Annotated in this window: 18 protein-coding genes; 13 read left to right on the top strand and 5 right to left on the bottom strand. The window is 47.1% G+C overall.

Annotation, left to right across the window (positions count from 1 at the left end; all coding sequences use genetic code 11):
• Nucleotides 1-200 precede the first annotated feature (200 nt).
• Complete coding sequence (locus tag BK126_RS08060; RefSeq protein ID WP_076312058.1) at nt 201-1,205, top strand: helix-turn-helix transcriptional regulator; 1,005 nt, start codon at nt 201-203, stop codon at nt 1,203-1,205.
• A gap of 11 nt (nt 1,206-1,216) precedes the next feature.
• Here BK126_RS08060 and BK126_RS08055 read toward each other — a convergent pair whose 3' ends face one another.
• A complete protein-coding gene (locus BK126_RS08055; RefSeq protein ID WP_076312057.1) occupies nt 1,217-1,891 on the bottom strand; it encodes a 3'-5' exonuclease in 675 nt (224 codons plus the stop codon).
• A 485-nt stretch (nt 1,892-2,376) separates the two neighbouring features.
• Between BK126_RS08055 and BK126_RS08045 the strand changes: the two genes are divergently transcribed.
• A complete protein-coding gene (locus tag BK126_RS08045; protein WP_076312055.1) occupies nt 2,377-4,128 on the top strand; it encodes a proline--tRNA ligase in 1,752 nt (583 codons plus the stop codon).
• Nucleotides 4,129-4,569: 441 nt separating this feature from the next.
• On the opposite strand, the gene BK126_RS08040 is transcribed toward BK126_RS08045, so the two are convergent.
• Nucleotides 4,570-6,399 carry a 5'-nucleotidase C-terminal domain-containing protein gene (locus BK126_RS08040; RefSeq protein WP_076312054.1) on the bottom strand — a complete coding sequence of 610 codons (1,830 nt, stop codon included), beginning with the start codon at nt 6,397-6,399 and terminating at the stop codon, nt 4,570-4,572.
• 360 nt (nt 6,400-6,759) lie between these two features.
• On the opposite strand from BK126_RS08040, the gene BK126_RS29340 reads away from it, so the two are divergent.
• From BK126_RS29340 to BK126_RS08000, 9 genes are all read left to right on the top strand, one after another.
• A complete protein-coding gene (locus tag BK126_RS29340) occupies nt 6,760-6,933 on the top strand; it encodes a hypothetical protein (RefSeq protein ID WP_179085524.1) in 174 nt (57 codons plus the stop codon).
• A 479-nt stretch (nt 6,934-7,412) separates the two neighbouring features.
• The gene (locus BK126_RS08035) at nt 7,413-8,402 is read left to right on the top strand and encodes an ABC transporter ATP-binding protein (protein WP_076312053.1); all 990 of its coding nucleotides are present in this window, start codon (nt 7,413-7,415) and stop codon (nt 8,400-8,402) included.
• Nucleotides 8,399-9,397: an ABC transporter ATP-binding protein gene (locus tag BK126_RS08030; RefSeq protein WP_076312052.1), complete on the top strand. Its 999-nt coding sequence runs from the start codon at nt 8,399-8,401 to the stop codon at nt 9,395-9,397. The genes BK126_RS08035 and BK126_RS08030 overlap by 4 nt, the downstream gene beginning before the upstream one ends.
• A gap of 13 nt (nt 9,398-9,410) precedes the next feature.
• The gene (locus BK126_RS08025) at nt 9,411-11,066 is read left to right on the top strand and encodes an ABC transporter substrate-binding protein (protein ID WP_076312051.1); all 1,656 of its coding nucleotides are present in this window, start codon (nt 9,411-9,413) and stop codon (nt 11,064-11,066) included.
• 137 nt (nt 11,067-11,203) lie between these two features.
• Entirely contained in the window at nt 11,204-12,208 is a 1,005-nt protein-coding gene (locus BK126_RS08020; protein ID WP_090726386.1) for an ABC transporter permease, read from the top strand.
• 11 nt (nt 12,209-12,219) lie between these two features.
• Nucleotides 12,220-13,116: a nickel transporter permease gene (gene nikC / locus BK126_RS08015; protein ID WP_076312050.1), complete on the top strand. Its 897-nt coding sequence runs from the start codon at nt 12,220-12,222 to the stop codon at nt 13,114-13,116.
• 325 nt (nt 13,117-13,441) lie between these two features.
• Nucleotides 13,442-14,854, top strand: coding sequence for a deoxyguanosinetriphosphate triphosphohydrolase family protein (locus BK126_RS08010; RefSeq protein WP_047912221.1), 1,413 nt, complete (start codon nt 13,442-13,444; stop codon nt 14,852-14,854).
• A 20-nt stretch (nt 14,855-14,874) separates the two neighbouring features.
• A complete protein-coding gene (locus tag BK126_RS08005; RefSeq protein ID WP_076312049.1) occupies nt 14,875-15,819 on the top strand; it encodes an MsnO8 family LLM class oxidoreductase in 945 nt (314 codons plus the stop codon).
• A gap of 113 nt (nt 15,820-15,932) precedes the next feature.
• A complete protein-coding gene (locus BK126_RS08000; protein ID WP_076312048.1) occupies nt 15,933-16,331 on the top strand; it encodes a hypothetical protein in 399 nt (132 codons plus the stop codon).
• On the opposite strand, the gene BK126_RS07995 is transcribed toward BK126_RS08000, so the two are convergent.
• Complete coding sequence (locus BK126_RS07995; protein WP_076312047.1) at nt 16,319-17,374, bottom strand: glycosyltransferase WbsX family protein; 1,056 nt, start codon at nt 17,372-17,374, stop codon at nt 16,319-16,321. The genes BK126_RS08000 and BK126_RS07995 overlap by 13 nt on opposite strands.
• Before the next feature lie 66 nt (nt 17,375-17,440).
• A complete protein-coding gene (locus BK126_RS07990; RefSeq protein ID WP_083655770.1) occupies nt 17,441-18,706 on the bottom strand; it encodes a glycosyltransferase family protein in 1,266 nt (421 codons plus the stop codon).
• A 258-nt stretch (nt 18,707-18,964) separates the two neighbouring features.
• Between BK126_RS07990 and BK126_RS07985 the strand changes: the two genes are divergently transcribed.
• On the top strand, nt 18,965-20,677 hold the full coding sequence (locus tag BK126_RS07985; protein ID WP_076312045.1) for a methyl-accepting chemotaxis protein: 1,713 nt from the start codon (nt 18,965-18,967) through the stop codon (nt 20,675-20,677).
• 21 nt (nt 20,678-20,698) lie between these two features.
• Nucleotides 20,699-21,733, top strand: a complete 1,035-nt coding sequence (locus BK126_RS07980) for a TRM11 family SAM-dependent methyltransferase (RefSeq protein WP_256702740.1) — start codon at nt 20,699-20,701, stop codon at nt 21,731-21,733.
• 151 nt (nt 21,734-21,884) lie between these two features.
• Here BK126_RS07980 and BK126_RS07975 read toward each other — a convergent pair whose 3' ends face one another.
• Nucleotides 21,885-22,841 carry a D-2-hydroxyacid dehydrogenase gene (locus tag BK126_RS07975; protein ID WP_076312044.1) on the bottom strand — a complete coding sequence of 319 codons (957 nt, stop codon included), beginning with the start codon at nt 22,839-22,841 and terminating at the stop codon, nt 21,885-21,887.
• Nucleotides 22,842-23,327 lie beyond the last annotated feature (486 nt).

Here is a 23,327-nt window from a genome sequence, read left to right as displayed (position 1 = left end):
ATCATCCGTTGTCTGCAGCGTTTATTATCGTATGAAGTTATACATAATGAAATAAAGGGTAATAACCGATATAAGTCTAAAGTACTATGTGAAAGGATGACGATAAGAATTTTACTAGATAGAATGGACTATATGGATAGATAGCTATAGAACATGAGTTCATTTTAATATGTTGAGTTTATCGTTGCAGGAGGATACGCATGACAGAGCGACTTATTCGATTAATGCGCATTATTACCTTGGTACAAGCGAAGCCTGGTATCTTGGCGAGAGAGCTTGCTGAACGCTGTGAGACGACGGAGCGTACAATTTACAGAGATATGGATGCCCTAAGTGCGATGCATATTCCGGTTGTGAATATGGGACATGGCCGGGGCTATCAATTTATTAGCCGATTTGCACTTTATCCGCTGAACTGGACAGAGGAAGAAGATGCAGCCTTTGCAAAAGTAGCAGAGGAGATGGATCAGATTAAGCCGATCCTGCCCTCTGCTTTTGAAAGTGCTTATGAGAAGGTCATGGCTGCAAGCCTTAAGAAGAACAATGAGCGAGTAGAATGGGCAGAGCAATTTGCAGCGGTTATGAAGCTGGGAGCTGGTTATGACACTGAGCAGGATGAGAAAGTACTCGTATCCATTATCCAAGCTTCTGTCTATCAGAATACGATGGAAGTGGCGTACTCTTCACCAGCTGAAGGAACAGAGGGATATATGGATGGAGGAGCTGGCGATCGGTTAAGAATTGATCCCTATTATCTGCTTCCGAAGGAGCATCATTTCTATGTAATTGGTCATTGTCATCAAACGAATCGTGTTGAAGCTCTCCGGATGAGCTGTATCAGAGAGGTAGAAATCATGACACAGACATTTCGACGCGAAACAGCGGAGCTGCAATCGTTCTTTAAAGAAACATGGTCTGTACATAAAGGTCACGAGCACACTACATACAAGGTTCGATTTAAGGCGCATGCTGCAGATCGGGTTAGAAGAAGTGAGATGCTGGTACAACCCGTGTTAATAGAGGAGCCAGGAGGAAGCCTGCTTCTTGAGGTAACCTTGAATGATCATAAGGAGTTCATGGACTGGCTTGTCCAATTTGGATCAGATGCGGAAATTCTCGAGCCCCCGCAGTACCGAAATGAGTTGCGAGCGAGGCTCAAGACTTGGCTGGCGTTGTATGAGAATGAGGGTGGTATAGAGGCTTAATATTACGAATATCACGAATCGGACGATCCCAGCAATTTTGCCAGATCTCCAAATGGATTGTGCTTGTCTTCATCTCCGCTGGAATATACGAGCTTGGATTTGGTTCCTTCCTCTTCGGCTGCATTATTCTGCTCCAGCTTGAGTTGGTTGAAATGATGGATAAATACTTTGGCTGTATTCAGAGCGTCATCCAGTGCACGGTGCTGGGTTCCATCAAACTCGATGCCGCATAGCATTAGGGCCTGACTAAGGCCAAGCTGACGTGGACCGCCTTCTTTGCGAAGGATTCGCGAGATTTGTTTCTGTACATCGTTATGATTCATGATCCAGTTGACCTTCATTTGGTGTGTACGGCAATGGGAGACGAATTTGCTCTTATCATCCGGACCCCATGAGCATAGATAGTAGGACTCAGGAAGCCAGTTAATGAGCTCTTTTACTGCTTCAGGGAACAGCGGAGCTGCGTCGATATCCTTTTGTGTAATGCCTGTAAACTGGATGGTGTCCGCAGAGAGCACCGATTTATTAGATGGTCTTACATACGTGTGGAATGTATCCATTACAGCCAGTGTGCCTTCTTCGCCCACGGGAGCTACCCTGACTGCACCGATATCAATAATTTCAGAAGTGTAGCGTGTGCTTCGACTAACGGTAAATTCCAAATCATAAATAATATAATCTAACATGATTAATAACTCCTTTCTGCTTGAGATGAGGCCTGTATACTATATTACCTGGTAGCTGCAAGACTGTCAGCGTATTTTCTTTCCACTTGGTGTTTAGAATGATAGAAGTGAGCACGTTATATGGAAAAGGATTGACAATAATCAGTAAATCTATTATTCTGCTCTGTAAAATGTGAACAGCAATGAACAAGGACATGGTATATGGTAATAGCTTCCTGTCAGAGAAGAGATCCGTTAGTGCTGAGAGATCTCCAGGCAAGCTTCTTATACTCCTACCTTGGAGCTGCATGTGGATAGGTTATTTGTTTGTATCCATTTGCCGGAAGCTCGGCACGTTAAGCCGAAAACAGAGGATCTCGCTTTGAAGCAAGGGCATGCCCGGCCTGTTCGAGCAAGATTAAAATTAGGGTGGTACCACGACACTTTCGTCCCTGACGAGAGTGTCTTTTTTGCGTTTTAGCACACACACAAGGAGGATTACCAGTATGAAACAAAGTCAGCTGCTCGCCCCAACCTTAAGAGAAGCGCCTGCAGAAGCGGAGATCAGTAGTCACAAACTGCTGCTGCGTTCAGGCATGATTCGACAAACGGCTTCTGGAGTGTACAGCTTCTTACCACTGGGGAGAAGAGTGCTTCTTAAGATTGAGCGAATTATTCGTGAAGAAATGGACCGTATTGGTGCACAAGAGACCTTGCTGCCTTCCTTGCAGCCGCTTGAGCTATGGGACGAATCCGGGAGATCAGACGATTATGGACCAGAGCTGATGAGATTACAAGATCGGCATGAACGTCCTTTTGCGCTGGGGCCAACTCACGAAGAAGTCATTACATCTCTTGTACGTGATAATGTGCAGAGCTACCGCCAGCTGCCTGTGACACTCTATCAGATCAGTACCAAATATCGGGACGAGCGAAGACCTCGATTTGGTGTGCTTCGCGGCCGGGAATTTATAATGAAGGATGCATACTCGTTCTCATCGACATATGAGGATTTGGATACGACCTATACAGCAATGAGTGAAGCTTACTCCCGCATATTCACACGCCTGGGTCTGAGATTCAAGCAGGTCGAAGCCGATGCCGGAACGATTGGAGGCAGTGGTGAGACCCATGAGTATATGGCACTTGCGGACATCGGTGAAGATACCATTGTTTTCTGTACCCACTGCGACTATGCTGCTAATCTGGAGAAGGCGCGGTATGGAATCGGTCCGAATCAGGATAACAGCAAAGCTCTGGATGCCGCGCAGGAGCAGCATAGAACTACGGCTAAGGTGAAGGTACACACACCGGGTGTGAAGACCATTAGCGAATTAACACTTTTTTTAAAAATGGCAGCTCAAGATGTAATCAAGACCTTGCTATATGTGGCTGATGGCAGACCTATAGCCGTGCTTATTCGCGGCGATCATGAGGTCAATGAGATTAAACTGCAGAAGGTGCTTGGAGCACACACCCTTGAACTCATGCCGGAAGAAATGAGCAGAGAGCTAAATCTGCCTGTTGGATATCTGGGTCCATATGATCTTTCGATGACAGTCATTGCTGACCACGCGGTCGCGAAGATGACGACGAGTGTTACTGGCGCTGGAGAGCAGGACTATCATTACGTTCAGTCCGTGCCTGGACTGGATTTCACTTGGGATGAAGTTCATGATGTGAGAAATGCAGCCAGCGGTGATACTTGTCCCTCATGCGGTACAGCGCTGTCCTTCGAGCGAGGGATCGAAGTAGGGCATATATTCAAATTGGGTACAAAATATAGCGATGCAATGGGAGCTTCTGTCCTCGATCAGCAAGGGCAGCCGCAGGTGCCGATCATGGGATGCTACGGAATTGGAGTGTCGCGTTTAGTGGGAGCTGTGGCAGAGCAATATGCCGAGGACGGTATGATGCACTGGCCTGCATCGATTGCCCCGTATCATGTGCATATTATTCCTGTATCAAGCAAGGATTCGGTTCAGATGGAGCTTGCTAACGAGATGGAGAAAGCCTTGTCTCAGCTGGGACTCGAAATCCTGGTCGATGATCGTGATGAACGGCCGGGAGTCAAATTCAAGGATGCTGATTTGTTCGGGATACCGCTGAGAATTATTGTAGGAAGAGAGGCTGCCGACGGGCGAGTGGAATGCAAGCTGTATACCGAAGCGAAGCCTGAAGGAAGTCTTGCGTCCAGCTGTTCTCTAGCGGAAATTATTGATCTGGCGAAGCTGCATCTTATACCCTATTTGAGATAGTCAAAATGGATAATATAATATATTCGATTCTGCAAGATTTGACCCTGCCATATATCCTAACCTTGGTATAGAGGCAATCTATCATTTTCTGATAGCTGACATTAAATGGCTGGAAACAGAGAAAAGTCCTGAACCTTGAGTTCAGGACTTTTCTTGAATGGCATCAAGCTTAGATCAAAATCTAATGTCGTCATATGATATTCTTCGTCTTACTTATCTCGTGGGTTTGCTATAAAGATCATTCATAGGTTAGTGTGACTTAGTACCTATTCGGTACGTAAATTATTACATATGTCACACTCAATTCACTCCTAAATAATTACTATATAACTATAATATCGGATTCTTGTTAAGGATATTAATAGTTTTTTGAATATTTTTAGAATTTATTTAGAAGCCCAGTCCATATCATACGACTTTTGATCTATAGATAGTGCGTTTTTAAGAAGCAGAAGGTAATTTTAATGTTTGACCTGGATAAATCCAGTGAGCATTTTTAATCTTGTTGAGCTTTTGGATCGTTTGCCAGGTTGTACCGTGTTTCTTCGAGATCGAGTAGAGTGTATCACCAGATTTAACGACATATACCTTTGGTTTCTCGACAGAAGGTGTTGTTGGTTTCGTTGGTTTCGTTGGTTTGGTCGTTGTATCTGGTTGTTCTTCTTCCACTGGTGCTTCTGGAGCCGGTGTCTCTTCTACAGGAGTGGTTACTGTAGGAGCTGCGGCTTCTGCGATACGTCCGTCTGTCGTTACAGCCGCACTTCCCAGCTTCTGCAGATGTGTAATCAATGCTTCGTCTAGGGAGCCGTACATACCGGCTTGAGCATACTTGGTAAACATTTCATATTCGTCACCGCCGATAGCAGTGAAATCATTCGTTGCCAGTGTGTAAGTAGCTTCAGGATCAATAGGCTCGTTGCCTACCATTACGGAATGCACGCGGCTTCCTGGCTCCTTGGCTGGATCAATCTTAAAGCTGAAACCGGAGATTTGCGGGAATCCGCCGCTCGCTTCAGGATAGCTTTTTACTCCGTTCTCTAAGGCAGCAATGACGTCTTCACCTTTAACATTCAAAGTAACGATCTGATTACCAAATGGAAGAACCGTGATAACCTCTCCTTTGGTTACCTCACCCTTCTCAATCGAAGCACGAATTCCACCGCCATTGGTAAGGGCAATATCAGCACCAGATACTTCACGAAGTGCATCTGCGATCAGATCACCCAGATTCGTCTCGCCTGCACGAACCTTCTCGCGTGTACCTTCCAGATCTGTGGAGATCGTAGCAACGACTTCATCCAGAATTGGCGCTTGTTCTTCTGTAACAGAAGCCACAAGAGCAGCTACTTTCTCGTTAGGAGCGATGCCTGCAGCTTCGGTCTCATCAATCAAGGTTGCTTTCTTGGAGACGACTTTGCCTTCATCTACCCATAGATCAACCACACCGACATAATTCGTATATTCGCCGGCGCTTGCAACGAGTGTACCATTGTCAGCAACGAATCCGTCCTCCAGCACCGTATGGCTGTGTCCGTCGATATAGATATCAATGCCGTCGACTTCGTCCAGAATGTCAAAGGTGTTGTCCATATCTGAATCATCTTGACCGATATGGGCGAGCATAACGACAACATCTACTTCATCGCGGATTTCATCTACATATTTTTGAGCTTCATCCGAAGGATCGGTAAAATCGATGTCATCTACGTTCTTAGGGTTCGTCTTATAAGCTGTCTCTGGCGTTGTTAATCCAATGATACCGATCTTAACTCCATCTACTTCTTTAATAATATAAGGCTCGTACAGGCTTGTCCCATCGCTTTTGAGTCTTACGTTAGCACTGATCGTTGGGAAATTAAGCTTGTCAGTCAGTGTAACGAGATGCTCCCAGCCATAATTGAATTCATGATTGCCGGGAACGAAGGCATCATAGCCCATCTCGTTCATGACTTTTATAATACTCTCTCCATTTACCAGTGTAGCAAAGGTCGTCCCGTGTACAGCGTCCCCTGCATCGAGAAACAGGGTGTTCGGGTTCTCCGCACGGTATTTGTCAAAAATCCCTGCTACCTTGGCGTAGCCCATATTCGGTGAAGACTCGACTGCGCGGGCGTGTGAATCATTCGTATGTAATAGTGTAATGTGTGTCCCGCTGTTGTTCGGAGTAGAAACAGAACCTGTTGTTTCTGAAGCGGCGCTGGCAAGTCCTAAAGAACTAAATAATAGTGCAGCAGCCGCAGCTGAAGAAATTGCTGTTTTCCATTTAAACATAGATGGCCAACCCTCCCAAATTTTAACTTAAGCACATTCTATCAAAAAAATTAAATATAATCTTCATCATTTATGTAAAATATCTGCCGCCAACTTGACGTGAGGGTCTTTTTTTCACAAATTGTTACAAAATAGCTCGAAGTATACCATATTATCCCTTTGCGGTAAGTTTCTATTCCAGGGCCTGATCTGTTCCTGTGCGATGTACGCGCATCTGAATAATGAAGCAGGCAGGGTTAGGATGACTCCGTCTCGAGACCGATTCATTTTCATACTTGCAGTTCAGACCCTAAGCCGACGCTGAACAGCTGGATTACCGGTACAATGAGTTCAAATAGAGGAACAGGGAGAGGGTTACGGATGAGAGATGAATTGATGGTAAACATGGTACGTGTGGAAGAACTGAAGCTGCATTATCTAGGACATGAGCGGCAGCCTTCGTTCTATAATAATGGGTCAGAGAAGTCTGTTGTAAATAAGACATTAAAGACAAGATTGTTAATTGCGATCTCAAGCCTGTTCGGAAGAGGGTAAGGAGCAGGGGGTTGCAGGGGTACAGGCGACATAATAGTTCATGTGGAGGCGAATCTTCCCGATAACTGGGATCGTTCGCCTTTTATACGTTAATTTGAAGTTAGAATATATTACATTATATATATAATATTGAAAACCATGACAGATAACCTATTGAAATTTACCAATATTTACTGTAAAGTATGGACAACTTATCACAAAAACACCCTGCTTCATGTTATTTCTTAAATTTAAACCTCACTATGTCAAACAAATAGACATACTCCGATCTTAATCAACTAGACCATCATCAAATTCCACTTCTCTGTAATGAGCTGCGAAATGGGTTCACCAGACTATTATTTGACCTAAGTTCGATTATTGCAGCTGTCACACTCACCGTTAAATTTCACACTTGTATAGGTGATTTCGGCTATTTGCCGCTCACATAGATTAACTGCCATATTCATACTTACATTCAAAAAAAAGAGGGGATCAGCATGAGTGAACCTGTACTTCGAATTGAGAATTTGAAGACATGCTTTATGACAAGCAAGGGGGAAGTGCCTGCTGTAGATGGCGTTGATCTTGCTCTCTATCCCGGTGAAGTTGTTGGTCTCGTCGGAGAGTCCGGCTGCGGGAAGAGCATCACCTCCTTATCGGTCCTCCGGCTTGTGCCAAGCCCTCCTGGAAAAATTGTGGAAGGAGCGATCTATCTCAAGGGGCGGGATCTTGTTCCGCTGAAGGAAAAGGAGATGTGCCGTATTCGCGGCAAGACCATCTCCATGATTTTTCAAGAGCCGATGACATCCTTGAATCCACTCTTTACCATTGGGCAGCAGATGATGGAAACCCTTCGTCTTCATGAGCGTATCAGCCGCAAGGAGTCGATGCGTAAGGCGGTCAGTCTGCTGGCCGATGTCGGAATCTCCCGGCCTGACAAGGTTATCAGCCAGTATCCGCATGAATTATCCGGCGGTATGCGACAGCGGGTCATGATTGCGATGGCCATCTCCTGCAACCCGGAAGTGCTGATCGCAGATGAACCGACTACAGCTCTTGACGTGACGATCCAGGCCCAAATTCTCGATTTGCTTCGAGCGAGGAACAAGAAGCACGGTACGGCTGTGCTGATGATTACTCACGATCTCGGCGTCGTGGCTGAAATGTGTGATCGGGTTGCGGTCATGTATGCAGGCAAGGTGGTTGAGCAAGGGACTGTAAGGGACATTTTCAGCCGGCCTCAGCACCCGTACACGCAAGGCCTGATTCGCTCGGTTCCGCGGCTTGCTGATTCCCGCGACCGTTTATATTCCATCCCTGGACAAGTTCCTGTCATGAGCAGTCAGATGAAGGGGTGTCGGTTCGCTTCTCGATGTTCGTATGTCATGGGAATCTGTACGGAACAGCTGCCTGAGCTTACGGAACGAAGCACAGGTCATTACAGCCGCTGCTGGCTGGAGGAGCTTCCACGGGAGGATGCCATATGAAGGAGCCTTTGCTGAATGTCACCAGCTTGAAGAAGTACTATCCTATCCGCAGAGGCGTGCTCGGAAGATTCAGCAAGCATCAGGAGGTCGTGCGAGCTGTAGATGGCCTTTCCTTTGATGTGAACCGGGGAGAAACCTTTGGCATTGTAGGAGAAAGCGGCTGTGGCAAATCGACGGCCGGGCGCTCGCTGCTGCGTCTCATCGAACCTACGGAAGGCAGCGTTCGTTTTGACGGAGTCGAGCTGACAGAGCTGGGCGAGGAAGCGATGCGGAAGAAGAGGAGAGAGATGCAGATCGTATTTCAGGATCCGTATTCTTCGCTTGATCCGCGTCATCCGGTGGGCCGAATTCTGGAGGAGCCGCTCAAGGTGCATGGGATTGGACAAGCTGCCGAGCGAAAAGAACGTGTGCAAGAGCTTATAGATGTCGTGGGGCTGAACCCGTCTCATATTCAGCGCTATCCTCATCAATTCTCAGGCGGCCAGCGGCAGCGAATCGGCATCGCGAGAGCACTTGCCCTGCAGCCGAAGCTTATTTTGCTCGATGAACCTGTATCCGCCCTTGATGTCTCGATTCAATCACAGGTCATCAACCTGCTGCAGGATTTGCAGGAGCAGTTTGCGCTGACCTACATTTTTATAGCTCATGATCTTAGTGTAGTGAAGCATATCTGCGACAGAGTGGCTGTGATGTACTTGGGGCGGATCGTGGAACTTGCAGATAAGAAGGAGCTGTTTGACAATCCTCAGCATCCTTACACGAAGGCGCTTCTGTCATCTGTTCCGGAGCCCGACCCATTCGTGAAGAAGGAACGGATTGTGCTCACCGGGGAAGTGCCGAGCCCTTCGAATGCACCTCAAGGCTGTGCGTTCCATACCCGTTGTTCCTATGCTGTACCCGTATGCCGAGAAGAACGACCGGCTTTGCTTGAGACGGACAGCCGGCATTTTACGGCCTGCCACTTATATGTTGAATCCATTCAATCAGATACATAGGGGGAATTCGTAGATGAGAAGACGTAAGCATCAGCGAGTATTAGGGTTTGTATTTGCGGTCATGATCATGCTTGCAGGCTGCAGCGGAGGGGGAGGGGGCACCGCAGATCCAGGCAATTCAACAGAGCCGGAAGCATCCGAAGAAACACCGGCTGCTGAAGTGCAGACGGAGCTCGTGATGGGAAGAGGCGGCGATTCAGTAGCGCTCGATCCATCGATTGTCACGGATGGCGAATCACTGAAGATTACGCAGCAGATATTCGACACACTGCTCGGGTATAAACCGGGGACGACAGAGGTGGAAGGTGAGCTTGCCGAGAGCTGGGAAGTATCTACAGATGGACTCAAATATGTGTTCAACCTGAGACCGAATATTAAATTCCATGACGGTACAGAGTTTAATGCAGAGGCTGTTGTCTTCAACTTCACCCGCTGGAACGATCCGGATAGTGAGTTCAAATTCGAAGGTGATTCGTTTGATTACTATGACTCTATGTTTGGGCCGGAAGGAAGCCGGATCATCAAGGAAGTGAAGGCTGTAGACAATCTGACCGTTGAATTCACATTAAATAATCCACAAGCACCATTCCTGCAAAATATTGCGATGCCTTCCTTCGGGATGGCCAGCCCGGCAGCGATTCAGGAGAAGAAGGAGAACTTCAAGAGTGAGCCGGTCGGAACCGGACCCTTCGTCTTCAAGGAGTGGAAACGTAACGATTCCATCACCCTGGAGAAGAATGCCGAGTATTGGAAGGAGGGCCTTCCTAAGCTTGAAAGAGTCATTGTGCGCTCCATACCTGATAACACGGCGAGATTCAATGCCTTACAGAACGGTGAGATCGATCTGATGGAGGACTTGAGTCCAGATCACCTGACAACGCTTGAGAGCAACAGTGAGCTGCAGAAGATTGAACGCCCGCCCTTTAACGTAGCTTATCTGGGCTTTAACTTTAACAACGAGCCGTTTAACGATCCGAAGGTAAGAATAGCGCTGAGCCATGCGGTGAACAAGCAGGGAATTATCGATGCCTTCTTCTCCGGACAAGCGGTACCGGCCGTGAATCCGATGCCGCCGACCCTGTGGGGCTATAATGACGAGATTCAGGATTACGAATATGATCTGGAAAAAGCAAAGCAGCTGCTTGCTGAAGCCGGTTATCCTGATGGGCTGCCAGGCGAATACACCTTCTATGCGATGCCTGTTCCGCGTCCGTACATGCCGGATGGTAGAAAAGTGGCGGAAGTAATCCAGGCGGACTTTGAACAGATTGGCGTAAAGGTAAATATTGAGTCACCAGAATGGGCGACTTATCTTGATGACCTGCAGGCAGGAGAGAAGGAGGATATCTTCATGCTGGGCTGGACTGGAGATAACGGTGATCCGGATAACTTCATCTACACGCTTCTGGACAAGGACGCCATTCCAAGCAATAACTATACCTACTATTCAAGTGACGAGCTGCATACCATCCTGGTCGAAGCACAGCAGGAGACAGATCAGACCAAACGTGAAGAGCTGTACAAGCAGGCTCAGGTTATCATCAAGGAGGATGCGCCATGGGTTCCTCTCGTGCATACGACACCGCTGCTTGCAGCCACAGCCAATCTTAAGGGACTCGTACTTGCGCCGACAGGCAATGAGTCGTATGAATCGATCTATTTTGAATGAGATATCGCCTGACACGATGAGATTTTTACAGCTCGAAGAAGTTCAAAAATAGCATAGCTGACGGCCGCAGTTTACTGCGGCTTGTTCTTCTTCTCTCTTTATACAACATTTAAATTGACTACAGGCAGGTGAGAGAAATCGGTACATATATTGTCAAAAGACTCTTAGTTCTTATTCCTGTGCTGCTGGGGATGACGATTATCGTATTCTCGATTATTCACGCGATCCCTGGAGACCCTGCGGAGACAATCCTCGGTGAGAAAGCGACAGAAGAATCCAAGCAGGCGCTGCGTGATCAACTGGGGCTCGATAAACCATGGTTAGAGCAATATTTTACGTACTTGAGTGAACTGGTACGAGGTGACCTTGGGGAATCCATCCGCACCAAAATTCCTATTGCCCAGGAAATTGTCCCTTATCTAATGGCGACGCTGGAGCTTGCTCTGGCAAGTATGATCTTCGCCGTCGTTATTGGAGTGAACGCAGGAATTATAAGTGCTTGGCGGCATAATTCTTGGTTTGACTATATCTGTATGGTCATTGCATTAGTAGGGGTATCCATGCCAATCTTCTGGCTTGGTCTGATGGAACAGTGGTTATTCGCTAACGAATTGAAATGGCTGCCTTCAAGCGGCCGCATGAATGTACGGGATCCCATCGAATCCGTTACCGGTCTAAATGTCGTTGATGCGATCATCGCCGGACGTTCTGATCAAATATGGACAGCAGTGAAGCATCTGATCCTGCCAAGTATCGCACTCGGAACGATTCCGATGGCGGTTATTGCCCGAATGACACGTTCCAGCATGCTTGAGGTTATGAGCTCCGATTATATTCGAACTGCGAGAGCGAAGGGCATGCGACAATTTTTTGTCGTTTACAAGCATGCATTAAAGAATGCCTTCATTCCTGTCCTGACAGTTATTGGCCTGCAAATGGGAATGCTGCTGGGCGGAGCTGTGCTGACAGAGACGATCTTTGCCTGGCCCGGTGTCGGGAGATACATCTATGATGCGATAAGCTTCCGGGATTATCCTGTCATACAATCCGGCATTCTGATCATCGCTTTTATCTACGTTCTAATCAATCTGATCGTTGATCTCTTGTATGCGGCGATTGATCCTCGAATTCAGTACAAATAGGAGGGACGGATATGGGACAAGTCAGTCTAGGCAGCGGTAAAGCCGGAGTTGATGCAGCAGAAGAAGTATCCGGTCCATGGCGTGAGGCTATTCGGGGAATTCTTCATCATAAGTTGGCAGTAGCAGGGCTCATTATCCTAGTGTTCTTTATCGGCGTAGCGGTATTGGCCCCTCTGCTTACTCCCTATGATTATAAAGAGCAGGTGCTCGCTGATCGGCTCAAGCCTCCATCTGCTGAGCATTGGTTTGGTACGGATGATCTGGGTCGTGATGTATTTACCCGTGTGGTGTACGGGGCACGCATTTCCTTATGGGTGGGCTTTGCGTCAGTTGTAGGCTCGATTGTAGTTGGGACGATGCTCGGCATCATTGCAGGATACTATGGAAGATGGCTGGATATGCTGATCTCCCGGCTGTTTGATATCCTGCTTGCCTTTCCAGGTATTCTGCTCGCGATCGCCATCGTTGCCATTCTGGGGCCTTCCTTATTCAATGCACTGGTAGCGATCGCCATCGTCAACATTCCGACCTATGGAAGACTGGTCAGGGCGAGAGTGCTCTCTTTGAAGCAGGAGGAGTACATTACTGCAGCGAAGTCGATTGGTATGAAAAATGGCAGCATCCTCTTAAGTCATGTCCTTCCAAACAGTCTCACTCCCATCATCGTGCAAGGCACGCTCGGGATTGGGACGGGGATTCTGGAAGCTGCCGCACTTGGATTTCTGGGAATGGGAGCCCAGCCTCCTTCTCCGGAGTGGGGGAAGATGCTGTCGGATTCGAGACAATTTATCCAGACCGCACCGTGGACTCTCATTTTTCCTGGCGTATCGATCATGCTGACGGTACTTGGATTTAATCTATTGGGTGACGGGATGCGAGATATTCTCGATCCGAAGATGCGGAGATAGAGGGTGAGGGTACAGCGGGAAGAAAGTGGCTATGATACTTCTAATATAGGTAGCTGAGATAAGTCGCCTCTCATATAGAGATGCGGCTTATTCTTGTAATAATATAGTGGAAGAAGTGTAACTAGTGAAATGATACGCATTGGGGTTATACTGGATACAATTTCACAATAAGAATTCTGCACATCGAATAATGTTCAATTGTAGAATTCTTGGCATTGATTACAGCAGCTAAAGGCATTATGAAATGATTTAGGGTAATAAATAGAATGAAGAGATAGGATTCATTCTTATACAAGTGGAACGTTCAAATCATTGGAGGAGTTATATGGAGAAGCTGAGAGAACATAGACAATATGCTGAACTTAATAAATCGGAAGGATCAAGGGCGACGTATGAACGCGACTATTCCCGTTTGATTCATTCCCCAACCTTTAGAAGACTGCAGGGCAAATCTCAGGTGTTTGGAGCCGGAACAGGTGACTATTATCGGACACGGCTGACACATTCACTTGAGGTGGCCCAGATTGCGCGCGAAGCAGCCAAGAGTCTCTTAAGACGCTACCCCGATGTTGAAGAGCTTCGTGCCGACAATCCGGGACTTGTTATCGATCCGGAGGTCGTCGAATGCGCCTCGATCGCCCATGATTTTGGACATCCTCCGTTCGGTCATAAAGGGGAGGAAGTGCTGGGGAGCATTCTGAACGACTTGATTGAGGACAAGACCTTGTCAATCGTAGATCCGAGCGGAACAGGGAAATCCTCGAACCATCAGTATCGGACCGTAGAAGAGACGATGCGCCGGAAATACGAGCACTTTGAAGGGAATGCCCATAATTTCAGGCTGATCATGTTTCTGGAGAAGCGTGAGAATATAGACGGCCTTAATCTATCGGATGCGGTGCTCCTGGGCATCAATAAATATCCTTATCCCGGCACGGAGAACAGGAAGGGCATGTACCATCATGAATGGAGCTACATTAAGGAGATACGCAGCGAATGGGGCATACCCGCAGGCCAGAAGACTTTGGAAGCGCAGCTGATGGATCTATGTGATGACATTGCGTATTCCGCGCATGATCTGGAGGATGGAATCAAGGCTGGAAAGATTGAGGTGCATGAGCACTTCCTGCACGATCCTTATGTCAAAAGACTGATCGTAGACAAGATTATGACCTTGGATGACCCGTTCTGGATGGGATGGATGCCTGAGAAGATTGAGCCCAAAGTAGATGAGGTACTGAACGAATTCCTGCGGATCTGGAATGAGAAGCTACCGGGCTGCGATCATGACTATTCCCGTACTCGGCGGGAGGTCAAAGCGTATTGGGTCAGCTTATTCGTAGCGGCTCTGGGAATTATTGATACAGGCGACTGGAAGAAGGTTACCTTTATAAAGGAAGGAAAGGAAGACCTCGACATGCTTCGTACCGTTAGTGTGCTGAAGAGCTTCGCGTGGGTGACGATGATCAAGGATCTGAGAGTCCAGCGCCTGCAAAAAAGAAGCGAGTGGATCATCCGCAGACTCTGGCATGCCTTCAATGATCCGGTTACTTCGAAGGCCATTATTCCAACCGACTGGCTGCAGCGTTATGAGAAGGATCAGGCTCGTCTGAGCCCGATATGGACCTGGGAGCATATGATTATTGATTACATTGCGGGGATGACGGATGCTTTTGCCGAGAAGATATATAACGAGCTCTATGGACTGAAGGTCGGCTCTATATATGACCTGGACTAAGCAGATAAGGAGATTACATCATGATGGAAACGAAGCGAATAGAGCTCGGCATACTGGATCTTGTGCCAAGTCTCATGGACAGCCCGCCGGAAGAAGCAATCCGCAGATCGGTAGAGCTGGCAATGGAAGGGGATCGTCTCGGGTATGCAAGGTATTGGACCTCTGAGCATCACAATCTGCCAGGCGTTGAATCGGCAAGCCCGGAAGTGCTGCTATCCCATATCGGGGCCCGAACCCGCCAGATTAAGCTTGGTTCAGGAGCAGTACTCCTGCCCTATCATCATCCAATTCTAGTGGCAGAAAGATATAACCTGCTCTCTACCCTGTACCCTGGACGAATCGAGCTTGGCATTGGCCGTGCTCCCGGCGGATCTGCCCATCTATCGATGGCTCTGGCGGGCAATTTTCTGCAGAAGGTGGTGGATTATCCGGATCGGGTCAAGGAGCTTCAGCAGCTCCTTCAAGGGGAGTATACCTATGAAGGGGAAGTAGTGGCTGCGAAGCCAGTCCCGGTCAGGGGCCCCAGTCTGTGGATGCTTGGCACGAATGTAAAGAGTGCAGACTATGCTGCAAGTTTAGGAACAGGTTATGTTTTTGGCCAATTTATGAGTGAGCACGACGGGGCGGAGATGATTGAGAGATATACGGCAAATTTTGTTCCTTCAAAAAGCATGGTTAGACCTCAGGCCTTTATCGCAGTCAGTGTAATCTGTGCTCCAACGACGGAAGAAGCCCATTCCTGGAAGGAACAAGCTTCCGTCAAGCATCAGGAGAAGTCGTCTCCAGGTCTCCCTGCAGCTGAATATCCCGTCATTGCCGGGAACCCGGAGAAGGTAAGGGAAGAACTTATCAAGCTGAGTGAGCGTACAGGCTCCAGCAGCCTGCTGATCGCAACCCGTGCCGCCCGTTACGAGCAGAGGCTGGTGACATATCAATTGCTGGCGGAAGCAATGCAGCTCTCCTGATTAGGCAGACTATCATTCTCTATTGAAATAGCCATTGAATTGTACTTTTGCTATATAGCAAAAGAGAAGTAATTACATAGAATGGATAGTAAAAAGGAAGGAGTGATAGAATTATGCCGACTTTTGATCAGGTACTTGTAACGGGAAATCAAACGATTCTTGGTCAGCTTCAGGTTGTCGGAAACTCTACAATTGGAAATTTGGATATCGCCGGCAGTATGAGTATATGGGGCGGCGGCATGTTTGTAGATGATAATGCAACAATCCAAGGGAATTTGGGTGCAGGTCTAAATCTGAGCGCAGGCCAAAATGTGGTGGCTGGATCCCGGCTTATGTCCGTAGGAACACCTACGGTTCCTCCGGTAGCAGCTAGTACTGTCTCAACGCGGTTTTATCCTGCAACCTTACCGACGCAGCCCGGCCTCATGCTTAAGGGTACGGACGGCCTCAACTATATGATTATTGTGGATACCAGCAGTGGTCTCCCTACACTTGCGATTCATGGCGCATAATTCAGAAGCGCGGTTCTGACCGCCTCCAAATAGGCGAAGCCGTGATCTTTGTCTGGCTCTAGATAGGTCCCCTCCGCCCATTCATTCCACGCATTGACAAACAGAAATGAAGAGTTGTATACCTGAGCTGCCCGCTCTATTTGTCTAGTCAGATAGTAAGCAAATTTCTCCGGACTGGATCCGATGCAGCTCTGCCCGTGGTATCCTCTGCGCGGGGTATTATCCCAATTCACATAAGCACCAGGTATAATTTGCTCTCCGCTTCGATGAGGAGAACGGGACAAGATCATCTCCCAGGCACCATCATAGTCAAATACCAGGTGCTCGTTCTCCTTCTTCTTTATCTTGCTCCATAGGCTCTGCGTATGTGCATGCGCGAAGGTATAATGCGGCTCAAATTCAACACTCGCCTCAAATCCGGCTTGATTCGGAATATCAAACCCGCCGAGCGTCCTGACAAAATAGATCCCCGGAAGTCCATGCTGAACCGCAAGCTTGTTCCAGTATTCGAGCATTTCCTCACACCTTGGAATCAGACCCGGACGATAGATTACGAATAAGGGCTTATTCTCAATACGAATATACCTCTTGTCATTAAATGCTTTAAGCAGCTCATGGAAGTGTTCAGCCCAATCGGCTTCATCTCCATAATCCTGTGGCATGAGAATTTCATCCTCACTGCCATCCCATCTTCGTGTCCACGGCTCATTGGCCCAGGAGAGACAGAAGGGGAAGTCAGGAGTATCCGACTGAAGCAAGGCTTCAAGGGGCTTTTCGAGCAGCCGTTTTCCTTTGAACCAATAGTGGTAATAGCAAAACCCATAAATGCCATAAAATCGGGCCAAGCTCGCCTGCCATTCTCTTACCGAGGGGTCTAACAAATTATAGTAGTAATCCTTTAGCGGCTCTTTTGGCTGTCGATGATTCGAATACAGCGGCTGTGCTTTTTGTGTATTTGTCCATTCGGTAAAGCCTTCTCCCCACCACAGATCATTCTCAGGGATTTGATGAAATTGAGGTAAATAATAGGCAATCAGCTTCATGCAGAGACACCACCTAATCCTGATTATGGTTAGAGCTAATAGATTGTTTATAACTGTGGGATTAGTTCATATCAGACTGTAGATTAGTTTCATAGCAGATTGGAGAAAGGAATAGTCGTATTTACTGCTATAGAGAGCTCTTGAAGCAACCATTCTTTTTCGATCCGTGTTCTCGCTGTAGTATTGGAGCTTGGAGCCAAGTTGTTCGGGGTTGCTGAAGATGACCACATCCTCACCAGGCTTCATCAGCTCGTGAATTTCCGGAGAGTTTTCCACCAATTGAAATACCCCGCACGCCGCGATCTCATATAGTGGACGAGGTGCAGCATCCCAATGAACAATCATGTTCGCCCCGTTATAGTACGCACTGAGCATCGTCTCGCTGCTCGGCTGCCAAATCTCAATCTGATCCACAGACTCCCAGTTTCGACCTAACGCTCGGATCTTCTTTCCCGCAAATCGCTGGCGGATGACATGAACATAGAGGAGACGTTCCTCTGAATAATCTCCAACAATGAGGAGATCGGAATGGAAATCGGGCTGTGGCTGATGAGGCTTGTAAACTAACGGATCCGCACTATATGGCATAACGACAATGTGTTTATAACCGTATTTCTCATATACAGGAAGATGCAGCATGTTCTGTGTGATGACAAGGTCCCAGTCATGGTATGCAAAAGCGATATTCTCGCAAGGCTCATAAGGATCATTCAACCAGACGGCTGTTTTTGTATGAATCGATTGTGATAGGAGTTCAGGCGTAATGAATTGTGCAGCTTGATTGCCGATACATAGTAAGAGATCTGGCTTATAAGTCGACAGACTATCTTGAAGATTCTCATTGATCTTGAGAATGATGACTTCTTTGACCAGCATGCGCAGCGAGTCTGCAATCTGGCTTTCCATTGACGGAGTAAACTGTTCTGTCAACGGAATCAGGAGTGCGAGCCGCATGGATTTGGCGTTTCTGGGATCATGGGTCTGGACGTCTGGCACAGGCTGACGCTGATGCGATAACCAACTTCGGTTTGGCTGTAGTGATAAATCCTCTTGAGCAGTTTCCATCCGGGAAGGACGCATGACTATTGGGGCTGCCGGTGTGGCATTGGCTGAGGCTCTGAATTTGGATTTGTGTTGGAGTTTGTCGTGAAGTGTACTCTGAAGTTTGTCTTGAGCGCTCTCCTGGGTTTTATTTTTGAATCTGCCTGGAGACTTACTCTGGGATTTACTTAGTGGCTTACTTAAAGATTTACTCTGTCTCTTATTAGAAGGGATCTGATTACGCCCAGTAGTAGTGCTTCGGATTTCCGATTTTTTTTCTTTTTTTCTCATAGTTGACCCGATCCTTAATCGTCAGATTTATTCTAGTCTATGATGTCAGCCCCGTTTGTTTCAGGACAATTACCTAAGTGTTGATAAAAAGGGCGTTCGAAACAATTTGAAATATACATAGTGGTCAAATCTTATCATTTGTAAGCTGATTACCGAAATAATAGTAGGAGAGAATCCATTTCATCGTTTAAGTGTCTTATGGAATGGCCTCAGACTACAATACAAAGAGCTTGGTATAGCTGCACAGGGGGAGAACAGGTGTTTAAATTAAAGAGTATCAGGCAAAGAATATCGGTTGTCATGGTACCGCTGCTTATCTATGTCGTCGCAATTGGGATCATTACTTTAACACTGCTCGGAACGATGGAAAAGAACACGACGAGCATTACGAGAAACTGGATGCCGTCCATTAGCAAGATCGACGATCTGATCTTCACGACTGAACATATTCAATCCTTAAGCTACAGTTACTTCTTGGCGTCCGTCTCCGATCAGGAGAGCAAAGCGGCTATTGCCAAGGAACGTACGGATTACATACGACAGCTGACCGCTGTTCGTCAGGCATACGACTCGCTGATTGCAACAGATACAGAAAGGCAATATTATAACGCCTTCTCTGCAGCTTGGGAGGAATACTTCAAGATCAACACTTCAGCGATGAATCAAAGTGATGCGAATGATATTGAGCTGGCTTATGAAGTGCTCATGAAGGGCAAGGCTTCATTCGACAAAATGCAAAGCGAGCTGATGTCTTTATCCGCTTTTATTCAAGAAGAAGCAGATCGGTCGGCCCAAGAGCTTGAGGATAGTGCGAGAACGTCAGAAATTGTACTCTTTATCGGGATTGCCTTTATTGTGGTGATGACGATCATCAGTACTTTTGCGCTGATCAAGACATTGGTTAAGCCGATCAAGCAGATTGAGAACAATGTCAAAGAGATAGCCGCAGGTAATCTGTCTGTGGAGGATATCCAACGTGATATGGAGGATGAGCTGACTACACTTGGACAAGGAATTAACCAAATGAAGTCGAGTCTAGTTCAGATTGTGAATCGAATTAAGAGCTCTTCAGAGATCATTGGTGAGCAGAGCACTCATCTGGCAGCCACATCCGAAGAGGTGAAGATTGGCAGTCAGCAGATTGCCTTATCGATGGAGGAATCAGCCAAAGCGGTGGAAAGTCAGGCAGAAACAGCGCAGTCTTCTGCAAGAACCGTTGAGCGGTTGAATGAGCATATTCAGGACCATGCAGCCAAAGGAGAACAGCTTAGAGGGATGTCGGAGCAGGTACTTGAACAAGGCATACTGGGTAAAGAAACAATGAGTCAGTCTATTGCACAGATGAGACAAATTGCAAGTCGGGTATCCATCTCCATGGAGCAGGTGAATAAGCTGGATCAATCTAACGAGAACATTTACCAGCTGCTGCATGTCATTCGTGATATTGCCAAACAGACGAACCTTCTGTCCTTGAATGCTTCGATTGAGGCCGCGAGAGCGGGTGAACATGGGAAAGGCTTTGCTGTCGTAGCTGAAGAGGTACGCACACTCTCGGATGATGTTTCACAGGCAGTAGGTCAAATCAATGAGCTGACGGAAACGATTCAGCAGGAATCTAAGTCGGTCGTTCAATCGCTGCAAAGCGGTGTAGAAGAGACGAGAAGAGGAACGGCACAGATGGAAGCCGTAAATGAAGCCTTCAACCAGATTACGAGCTCAGTGCATCAGATGGTGGAGGTCATTCAAGAGATTTCTAATGGCCTGTCTGAAATGGAAGATCTCAGTGGACAAATGAACGATTTCAGCCAGCTGATCTCTGCGATATCTCAGCAATCCGCAGCCAGTGTGGAGGAAGTGTCTGCTTCTGCAGAAGAACAGTCGGGTTCCCTTGAAGGGGTGGCAGAGAATATCCAGCAGCTTAAGAAGCTGTCAGAAGAACTGCTCGCTTCGGTATCGGCGCTTCGAGTATAATAGGAGCGTAAGTAACAGTGAATGAGCAGCCCCTGGCTGCTGCATTCACCATTCAGAAGGGAATTGCTGAGATTGCTAATGACACATGCACACAATAAAGAACATCATCCTACAGATTTAATATACATTTATGCCTGTCACGAGAGTGAACAGGCTCTTTGTCATTTGGAGCTGCAGCGGCTTCTGGGCACGAGTGTCCCCCCAGAGCAAGCTTATCTTCGTTCCAGTCGCCTCATTGACCCGTCACGAAGTCCCTTCATGAAGCTGCGTCTTGAGGTCATCGCTGAGAATAAGGAGTATGACGGGCTGCTTGCAGACATCGATTCGCATGCAATTCAGGTGCCGCAGGATCGCACGTTTAAAGTTGTATATATCAAAGAAGGGGTCCACTGTCCGTATGATGAACAACGGAAGCTTGAACGCAGAGCAGGGGAATGCATTACAGGAACGGCTAGAATGAAGGACCCTGACATAACCTATGGATTAATGCAATTGGAGAACACATGGGTATTCGGCATCGTCCGGTATGCGGAGCCCATATGGCTGCAGCATAAGAATAAGCCTTATAATTATTCGACCGGCCTCAGCTCACGCATCGCAAGAGCAATCGTCAATGTGGCAGCTCCTGAAGGGGAGAAGGTCTCAATGATGGATCCTTGCTGCGGTATGGGGAATGTATTAATCGAAGCCCTCTCGATGGGAATTAAGATTAGAGGCAACGATCTGAATCCGCTGGCAATTCGGGGGGCGAGAGTCAATCTCGAGCATTATGGTTATGACGCAAGTCTTGTTACCTTGGGGGACATGAATGAACTGACGGGTCATGCTGACCGTGCTGTTCTTGATCTTCCCTACAATCTGTGTTCCGTATTGTCTATGGAGGAGCAGCTAGGAATGCTGCGGAGTCTGGGGAGACTTGCGGATGAAGCGGTCATCATAAGCACAGAACCATTGGAGGAGCAATTAAACAGGTCAGGATGGAGGATCCAGCATCATATCCAGGTTACGAAGGGGTCATTTACTCGAGATATATGGTTGTGTGAACATCAAGGATAAGCAGTGATCTATTCAAAATTGAAGTAAAAGGCAAATAAGGTCTGATACGAGTCTGCAGTTCACCGCAGAGAGCATCAGACCTTATTTTATTGTTCAGATTGAGCTAATGAATGAAGCACAAGTGATGGACGATTGACCATCCTCAGGCAGGTTAATAGGATCGGCTGTAATCTACCAGGTTACGTGGCAGATCCTCATTTTTGACATAGGCCTTTAGATTCTCAAGGAAGACCTCGAATGCGCGTTCAGAATAATGCGGTGTGCTGCCGGCAAAATGCGGAGTGATCAGAACATTGTCCATTCCCCACAGTGGATGATCGGCTGGCAGCGGCTCTTCCTCGAATACATCGAGTGCTGCAGCGGAGAGCTTCTTCTCTTCTAATGCTTTAACCAAAGCAGATGTCTGAACGGTTGCTCCTCGCCCTACATTGACGAAGCAAGCACCCGTCTTCATTGCACTAAAAGTCTGTTCGTTGAACAAATGCTTCGTATCCTCTGTAAGAGGGAGAATGTTAATGATGTAGTCGCCTTCAGATAATGCTTCCTCCAGCTGCTCCATCTTCACCATCTTGCTTACATGAGGGGCAGGCTTGCCGGATCTGCGTACACCGACCACGTTCATACCGAAGGCTTCTGCCAGTCTGGCTGTTGCGGTCCCAATCTCCCCTACACCCGTGATGACAATGGTCTTGCCATGAAGCTCGCTCATCGCAGTATCGGTTGAGTCCCAATTCCGACTTGCTTGATTGAGAATGGCTTGCTTCAGCATGCGGGACATAGACAGCAGCATACCGAAGACCATCTCAGAGATCGGTATGGCATGAATTCCACTTGTATTCGTCAGCAGAATATTTCGATCACTCAGCTCGGCCTGAGGCAGATAATCCACTCCGGCAGACCAAGTTTGAACCCATTTTAATTTACTGTCTGGATCAAGCAGCGTATCTGCATGGTTTCGAGCCCAGCCCACCAGGATTTCGGCGTTCTTCAGGATGGAAGGATCCAGCTCCTTGGCTTTACCTATTGTGAGTTTGTAATCAGGGGCTATTTCTTGAACCAGTTGTTGCTGTGACTCTGTAAATGCGTGTAAGCTTACAATACTGCTCATATCGAGATCTCCTCCTGCTACCATAATAGCTCTAGTGTAGCAGTGTTGCACCAAGCGGGCAATTATAACGCAGTTCGATAAACGGTGGGTATATATAATAGAAGAAGTTCATTCGGTGATGCTAAATAGTAAAGCTGTTTCTAGATAAATATAAATTTATGTTTAAATGTTATATATTGGTATTGCTGTGAGTGAGGTGGTAAGTTCTGTATGCTTATATGACATGAACGGTAACATTGAACCTACTATGACATTGGATACATATTATATAGTAAGAAAAAAATTTTAACGATGAAATAGAGAAGCGGATCATGGTTCTTATCTTCTATTTGGTGCGGTAAACTGCTTGTTTCTTTACATAGGATCAGATGGATAAGGAAATGATGAATTAGAGGTAAGGCAGATAATTTAAACCAATTATTTTGGTGTGAAATAGGCTGTAAGTCATATGTTTCTATGGAAAATATACCTAATACACCTCAATTA

This window comes from Paenibacillus sp. FSL H7-0326 (assembly GCF_001955535.1).
GTDB classification, from domain to species: Bacteria; Bacillota; Bacilli; order Paenibacillales; family Paenibacillaceae; genus Paenibacillus; species Paenibacillus shunpengii.
The sequence above is the reverse complement of the archived record's forward strand: the minus strand, read 5'-3'. Positions and strand labels throughout refer to the sequence as shown.

What these genes read in the sequence shown, in the direction of transcription:
- BK126_RS08060 (WP_076312058.1), top strand. Translation starts at nt 201, where the DNA reads ATGACAGAGCGACTTATTCGATTAATGCGCATTATTACCTTGGTACAA.
- BK126_RS08055 (WP_076312057.1), bottom strand. Translation starts at nt 1,891, where the DNA reads ATGTTAGATTATATTATTTATGATTTGGAATTTACCGTTAGTCGAAGC.
- BK126_RS08045 (WP_076312055.1), top strand. Translation starts at nt 2,377, where the DNA reads ATGAAACAAAGTCAGCTGCTCGCCCCAACCTTAAGAGAAGCGCCTGCA.
- BK126_RS08040 (WP_076312054.1), bottom strand. Translation starts at nt 6,399, where the DNA reads ATGTTTAAATGGAAAACAGCAATTTCTTCAGCTGCGGCTGCTGCACTA.
- BK126_RS29340 (WP_179085524.1), top strand. Translation starts at nt 6,760, where the DNA reads ATGAGAGATGAATTGATGGTAAACATGGTACGTGTGGAAGAACTGAAG.
- BK126_RS08035 (WP_076312053.1), top strand. Translation starts at nt 7,413, where the DNA reads ATGAGTGAACCTGTACTTCGAATTGAGAATTTGAAGACATGCTTTATG.
- BK126_RS08030 (WP_076312052.1), top strand. Translation starts at nt 8,399, where the DNA reads ATGAAGGAGCCTTTGCTGAATGTCACCAGCTTGAAGAAGTACTATCCT.
- BK126_RS08025 (WP_076312051.1), top strand. Translation starts at nt 9,411, where the DNA reads ATGAGAAGACGTAAGCATCAGCGAGTATTAGGGTTTGTATTTGCGGTC.
- nikC (WP_076312050.1), top strand. Translation starts at nt 12,220, where the DNA reads ATGGGACAAGTCAGTCTAGGCAGCGGTAAAGCCGGAGTTGATGCAGCA.
- BK126_RS08010 (WP_047912221.1), top strand. Translation starts at nt 13,442, where the DNA reads ATGGAGAAGCTGAGAGAACATAGACAATATGCTGAACTTAATAAATCG.
- BK126_RS08005 (WP_076312049.1), top strand. Translation starts at nt 14,875, where the DNA reads ATGATGGAAACGAAGCGAATAGAGCTCGGCATACTGGATCTTGTGCCA.
- BK126_RS08000 (WP_076312048.1), top strand. Translation starts at nt 15,933, where the DNA reads ATGCCGACTTTTGATCAGGTACTTGTAACGGGAAATCAAACGATTCTT.
- BK126_RS07995 (WP_076312047.1), bottom strand. Translation starts at nt 17,374, where the DNA reads ATGAAGCTGATTGCCTATTATTTACCTCAATTTCATCAAATCCCTGAG.
- BK126_RS07990 (WP_083655770.1), bottom strand. Translation starts at nt 18,706, where the DNA reads ATGAGAAAAAAAGAAAAAAAATCGGAAATCCGAAGCACTACTACTGGG.
- BK126_RS07980 (WP_256702740.1), top strand. Translation starts at nt 20,699, where the DNA reads ATGAGCAGCCCCTGGCTGCTGCATTCACCATTCAGAAGGGAATTGCTG.
- BK126_RS07975 (WP_076312044.1), bottom strand. Translation starts at nt 22,841, where the DNA reads ATGAGCAGTATTGTAAGCTTACACGCATTTACAGAGTCACAGCAACAA.